This is a genomic window from Nocardioides sp. (genome assembly GCF_036374615.1).
Classification (GTDB): domain Bacteria; phylum Actinomycetota; class Actinomycetes; order Propionibacteriales; family Nocardioidaceae; genus Nocardioides.
Window position 1 is genome coordinate 26,262 of record NZ_DASUTK010000118.1, and the last position, 6,318, is coordinate 32,579.

The window sequence follows — 6,318 nt, forward strand, 5'->3', positions numbered from 1 at the left end:
GGTGACCAACTTCTTCACGCAGACCAGCGGCCACGCCGTGCCGGTCGTCGACCCGGGGCCCGCTGACGGCGTGTTCTCGCTGCTCTGGCTGGTGGTCGCGCTGCCGCTGCTCGGGGCTCTGGTCATCCTGGTCGGAGGCCCGCTCACGAGGGGGCTGACCTCCCGGTGGGCCCACCTGCTCGGCTGTGTGCTGCCGATCGGATCCTTCGTCCTCAGCCTCGCGATGTTCGTCTCCCTGCTCGACCGCGAGGAGAGTGAGCGGCAGGTCGGCCAGCACCTCTTCACGTGGTTCGAGGCCGGGTCGCTCGAGGTCGGCATGGACCTCCTGTACGACCCGCTCTCGGCGCTCTTCCTGCTGCTGATCACGGGTGTGGGGTCGCTGATCCACGTCTACTCCGTCGGATACATGGCCCACGACGAGCGCCGCCCCCGGTTCTTCGGGTTCCTCAACCTGTTCGTGGCCGCGATGCTCATGCTGGTCCTCTCGGCCAACTACCTCGGCCTGTTCCTCGGTTGGGAGGGCGTCGGCCTCGCGTCGTACCTGTTGATCGGGTTCTGGCAGCACAAGCACTCGGCGGCCGCAGCCGCCAAGAAGGCGTTCGTCATCAACCGGGTCGGCGACGTCGGGATGTCACTGGCGATCGCGCTGCTCTTCGTCACGTTCGGCACCACCGACTTCACAGGGATCTCCGCGGCCAGCAGCGAGGCCACCGAGGGCACGCTGACCGCACTCGGCCTGCTGCTCCTGCTCGCCGCGTGCGGCAAGTCGGCCCAGGTGCCGCTCCAGGCCTGGCTGCTGGACGCGATGGAGGGTCCGACACCGGTGTCGGCCCTGATCCACGCCGCGACCATGGTCACCGCCGGCGTCTACCTCATCGTGCGCTCCAACTTCATCTTCGAGCTCGCGCCCGCCGCCCAGACCGGGGTGGTCGTGGTCGCGGTCGTCACGCTCCTCTGGGGCGCGATCCTCGGTTGCGCCAAGGACGACATCAAGAAGGCGCTGGCAGGGTCGACGATGAGCCAGATCGGCTACATGATGCTGGGGGCCGGGCTCGGTGTCGCCGGCTACGCGTTCGCGATCTTCCACCTGCTCACGCACGGCTTCTTCAAGGCGAACATGTTCCTCGGTGCCGGATCCGTCATGCACGCCATGGACGACGACGTCGACATGCGGCACTACGGCGGCCTGAACAAGATGCTGCCGGTGACGTTCCTGACGTTCGCGATGGGCTACCTCGCGATCATCGGGTTCCCGGGCTTCTCCGGGTTCTGGTCCAAGGACAAGATCATCGAGACCGCGCTGGCGGACAGCTGGGTGGTCGGCGGCCTCGCCATGCTGGGTGCCGGCATCACCGGCTTCTACATGACCCGACTGATGCTCATGACGTTCTTCACCAGCAGGCGCTGGGAGGAGGGCGTCGACCCGCACGAGTCGCCCAAGGTGATGACGATCCCGCTGGTCGTGCTGGCCGCGCTGTCGGTGCTCGGCGGCGTGATGCTGCTCGGTGACTGGATCGTGGAGTTCCTGGCGCCCGTCACCGGGGTCGCCGAGCACCACGAGCCGCCGCTGCCGGCGATCGTGATCACGTTGCTGGTGGTCCTGGTCGTCGCGGTCGGGGTCGCTCTCGCGTGGTTCCTGGTCGGGAAGCAGGAGGTTCCCCGCGAGGCCCCGCAGGACGTCTCGTTCGCCACGCGGGCCGCCCGGGCCGACCTCTACGGCGACGCGATCAACGACGCGCTCGTGGTCGAGCCCGGCCGGGCCCTGGTGTCGGGCCTGGTCACCATGGACCGGCACGGCGTCGACGGCGTCGTCGAGGGTGGCTCCGCAGGGGTCGGGGGCCTCGCCGGTGTGTTCCGCAAGGTGCAGAACGGGTTCGTCCGCTCCTACGCACTCTCCCTGCTCGCCGGCGTCCTGCTGGTCCTCCTGACCCTGATGGCGGTGAACTTCGCATGATTCACCCCATTCGAATGCTCACTTCGTTCCGCTTCGAACGGGGGCCCCGGAAATGAGCGACTTCCCCTGGCTCACCACCTTGATCGTGCTGCCGCTGGTCGGCGCGATCATCACCGGCTACCTGCCGAGCCGCGGTGTGATCGCCCGCCAGGTGGGGCTCGGCTTCGCGCTGGTCACCCTGGTGCTCGCGGTCGTCATGGCCACCGGATTCGAGGCCGGCGGCGGGATGCAGTTCACCGAGCAGCACCAGTGGATCAACGTCTTCGGAGCCCACTACGCGCTCGGCGTCGACGGCCTCGGTCTGCTGATGGTGCTGCTGACCGCGGTGCTCGTGCCGATCGTGATGGTCGCGTCGTGGAAGGAGGCCGACCCGAAAGCCGATGTCTTCTTCGCGTGGGCCCTGGTGCTCGAGGCGTTCTCCATCGCGGTGTTCGCGGCCACCGACGTGTTCCTCTTCTACATCGTCTTCGAGGCCACGCTGATCCCGGCGTACTTCCTGATCGGCGGCTTCGGCCGCGAGGGGCGCGGCCGTGCCGCGGTGAAGTTCCTGATCTACCAGCTCGCCGGCGGGCTCATCATGCTCGCCTCGGTGATCGGGCTCTACGTGGTCTCGGCCCGGGCCGGCAGCCCGTCGTACCTGCTCACGGACCTCGCCGCGCTCGACATCGACCCCACCACCCAGAAGTGGCTGTTCGTCGGCTTCTTCGTCGCGTTCGCGATCAAGGCCCCGATGTTCCCGGTCCACACCTGGCTGGCCGACACGACGGAGAAGGCGACCACCGGCACCTCGGTGCTGCTGGTGTGCATCCTCGACAAGATCGGCACCTTCGGCATGCTGCGGTTCTGTCTGGGGCTGCTGCCCGAAGCGTCGCAGTGGGCGACGCCGGTCGTGGTGGTGCTCGCGCTGATCTCGATCGTGTACGGCGCACTGGTGGCGATCGGCCAGGACGACATGCTGCGACTGATCGGTCTGACGTCGCTCAGCCACTTCGGGCTGATCGTGCTCGGCATCTTCGTGTTCACCCAGCAGGGCGGCTCCGGTGCGATCCTCTACATGGTCAACCACGGCCTGGCCACGGCCGCGCTGTTCCTGCTCGCCGGTGCGATCATCCGGCGTCGCGGGTCCGCCCTGATCAGCGACTTCGGCGGCATGGAGAAGGCGACGCCGGTGCTGGCGGGTGCGTTCCTCACGGCCGGGCTCGCCGCCTGCGGGCTGCCGGGTCTCTCACCGTTCGTCTCAGAGATCATGGTGCTGATCTCCGCCTTCGACTACGCCTGGTGGGCCGGCGCGGTCGCGGTCAGCGCGATCGTGCTCGCCGCGATCTACATCCTGTGGATGTACCAACGCATCATGACCGGGCCACCACGGCCGGAGGTCGCGGCGTACAAGGACCTCAGCAGTCGCGAGGTGGTCACCGTCGCCCCCCTGCTGGTCGGCCTGCTGGTGTTCGGCTTCTATCCCATGCCGCTGCTGGACGTGATCAACCCGACCGTGGAGACCACGCTCGTGGAGGTCGGGGTGCCTGACGACGGCCCGACCGTCTCGACGCCTGCACCCACCGGCGAGGAGGACCACTCGTGATCGAGTTCGTGAAGCCCAGCGTCGAGTATGACCAGCTGTGGCCGATCTTCGTGGTGTTCGGCGTCGCGTGCGTCGGTGTGCTGGTCGAGGCGTTCGTGCCCCGGCGGCTGCGGTACGTCGTCCAGAGCCTGCTCGCCTTCGCCGGGCTGGTCGCCGCGCTCGTCGGCACCGTGCTGGTCGCGGGCGACCTGAAGTCGCTGGGTGGCGGCGTCGCCCGGGGCAACCTGGCCATGGAGGGCACGCTCGTGCTCGACGGCCCGGCCGTCTTCCTCTGGGGTCTGATCCTGGTCTTCGGGATCGGTGGCGTGCTGCTGTTCGCCGAGCGCCACCTCGAGGGTGGCGTGTCGGCGTTCGCCGGCCAGGCAGCCGCGCTGCCAGGGACCGAGGCCGAGCGCCAGGCGTCCACGTCCGGCCTCGACCACACCGAGGTCTACCCGCTGATGGTGTTCGCGGTGGGCGGGATGATGATGTTCCCGGCCTCGAACGACCTGCTCACGATGTTCGTGGCGCTCGAGGTGCTCTCGCTGCCGCTGTACCTGCTGTGCGGGCTGGCCCGCCGCCGGCGGCTGCTGAGCCAGGAGGCCGCGCTGAAGTACTTCCTGCTCGGCGCCTTCTCCTCCGGGTTCTTCCTGTACGGCGTCGCCCTCCTCTACGGGTACGCCGGGTCCTTCGAGCTCGGTGCGATCAACGAGGCGATCCGCAACGACCTCGGCAACCGCACGCTGCTGCTGGTCGGCATGGGCATGATGGCGGTCGGGCTGCTGTTCAAGGTCGGCGCGGCGCCGTTCCACGCCTGGACGCCCGATGTCTACCAGGGCGCCCCGACCGCCGTGACCGCGTTCATGGCGGCCGGCACCAAGGTGGCGGCGTTCGGCGCCCTGCTCAGGCTGTTCTACGTCGGCTTCGGAGCCGACCGCTGGACCTGGCAGCCGATGCTCTGGGTGGTCGCGATCCTCACGATGGTGGTGGGTGCGGTGCTCGCGATCGCGCAGACCGACGTCAAGCGGATGCTGGCCTACTCCTCGATCGCCCACACCGGCTTCCTGCTGACTGGCGTCCTCGGCGTGCAGAGCGCCGCCGACCTCGCCGACGGTCAGCTCACGTCGCTGCAGGCGGTGCTCTTCTACCTGGTCACCTACGGCTTCGCGACGATGGGGGCGTTCGCCGTCGTCACGCTGGTCCGCGACGCGGGTGGCGAGCAGACCCACCTCTCGCGGTGGGCCGGGCTCGGCAAGGAGTCGCCCCTTGTGGCAGGAACGTTCGCGTTCTTCCTGCTCGCGATGGCGGGGATCCCGCTCACGTCCGGCTTCGTCGGCAAGTGGGCGGTGTTCGAGGCCGCGCTGTCAGCGGGTGCCTACCCGGTCGTGGTGGTGGCGATCCTCAGCAGCGTGGTGGCCGCGTTCTTCTACGTGCGCGTGATCAGGCTGATGTACTTCGCCGAGCCGACCGGCGACGGTCCGAGCGTGATGAACCCGTCCATCCTCACCGCGTCGACCATCGCGATCGGCGCGGCCGTCACCCTCGTGCTCGGTGTCGTGCCCGGCCCGGTGCTCGACCTTGCCGGCCGTGCGGGAGAATTCATCAGGTGACCCAGACTCCAGCGTCGGCCGGGCTGGCGCTGCCCGTGACCGACGCCGCGCTGGCCGACCGGCTGCAGCAGCGGATGCAGGTCGTGGAGGAGGCGTTGGTCGGTCACGTCGTGAGCCGCACCCGCTACGTCACCGAGGCCGCGTCGCACCTGCTCGCCGCGGGGGGCAAGCGCTTCCGTCCGCTGCTGGTGCTGCTCGCTGCCGAGACCGGGTCGCGGCCGGACGCCCCGGAGGTCATCGACGCCGCCTGCGTGGTCGAGCTCACGCACGTCGGCTCGCTGTACCACGACGACGTCATGGACGAGGCCGCACTGCGGCGCGGCGCCGACTCCGCCAACGCCCGCTGGGACAACCACGTCGCGATCCTCACCGGCGACTTCCTCTTCGCGAAGTCCTCGGAGCTGACCGCGGGGCTCGGCCCCGACGCGGTGCGGATCCAGGCCGAGACGTTCGCGCGGCTCGTCGAGGGACAGATCCTCGAGACCGTGCCGCCTGCCGCGGGCGAGGACCCGCTGGCCCACTACCTCGACGTCGTCGCCGGCAAGACCGGCTCGTTGATCGCCACCTCGGCCCGCTACGGCGCCCGGTTCGGCGGGGCCAGCCGCGAGGTGGAGGAGGCGCTCACGGCGTACGGCGAGATCGTCGGCTCCGCCTTCCAGCTCAGCGACGACATCCTCGACATCGCCTCCGAGACCGACGAGTCGGGCAAGACTCCCGGTACCGACCTGCGGGAGGGCGTCCCCACACTGCCGGTGCTGATGGCGCGGGCGGCAGCCGACCCGGGCGACTCGCGGCTGATCGAGCTGCTCGACAGCGACCTGACCGACGACGCCTCCCACCGCGAGGCGCTCGGGCTGCTGCGGCAGCACCCGGCGCTCGACGAGGCCAGGGCCTACGTCGTCGCGCGCGCCCGCGAGGCGAAGGGCCTCCTCACGGCACTCCCCGACGGTCCGGTGCGACGGGCGCTCGAGGAGTTCGCGGACCTGGTCGCGACCCGCACCGCCTGACGTCCGGGTCTGCCGTCAGGCTCGATTGGGCAGATACGACAGCTCGGCTCGGCGTGTCGTTGCCCTTTGTGTCCAAACGGCGGGCCGGCTGCCGACCAGGCATGCGGCGGTGCTTCGAGCCGCCGTCGCCGCCTCCAGGGCGCTCGATTGGGCAGATACGACAGCTCGGCTCGGCGTGTCGTTGCC

4 protein-coding genes are annotated in these 6,318 nt (G+C 69.5%); all 4 read left to right on the forward strand.

The features are described from left to right. The first annotated feature begins 1 nt into the window (after position 1). Genes nuoL through VFZ39_RS09625 form a run of 4 tightly spaced genes read left to right on the forward strand, consistent with a single transcriptional unit; the run spans position 2 to position 6,132 of the window. Positions 2–1,954 (forward strand): NADH-quinone oxidoreductase subunit L, encoded by a 1,953-nt coding sequence (gene nuoL / locus VFZ39_RS09610; RefSeq protein WP_414690282.1) that lies wholly within the window; start codon positions 2–4, stop codon positions 1,952–1,954. A gap of 52 nt (positions 1,955–2,006) precedes the next feature. Further along, positions 2,007–3,536 carry an NADH-quinone oxidoreductase subunit M gene (locus VFZ39_RS09615; RefSeq protein ID WP_330865519.1) on the forward strand — a complete coding sequence of 510 codons (1,530 nt, stop codon included), beginning with the start codon at positions 2,007–2,009 and terminating at the stop codon, positions 3,534–3,536. After that, positions 3,536–5,125, forward strand: coding sequence for an NADH-quinone oxidoreductase subunit NuoN (nuoN, locus tag VFZ39_RS09620; RefSeq protein WP_330865522.1), 1,590 nt, complete (start codon positions 3,536–3,538; stop codon positions 5,123–5,125). The genes VFZ39_RS09615 and nuoN overlap by 1 nt, the downstream gene beginning before the upstream one ends. Continuing rightward, the gene (locus VFZ39_RS09625; protein WP_414690283.1) at positions 5,122–6,132 is read left to right on the forward strand and encodes a polyprenyl synthetase family protein; all 1,011 of its coding nucleotides are present in this window, start codon (positions 5,122–5,124) and stop codon (positions 6,130–6,132) included. The genes nuoN and VFZ39_RS09625 overlap by 4 nt, the downstream gene beginning before the upstream one ends. The last annotated feature ends 186 nt before the right edge of the window (positions 6,133–6,318 follow it).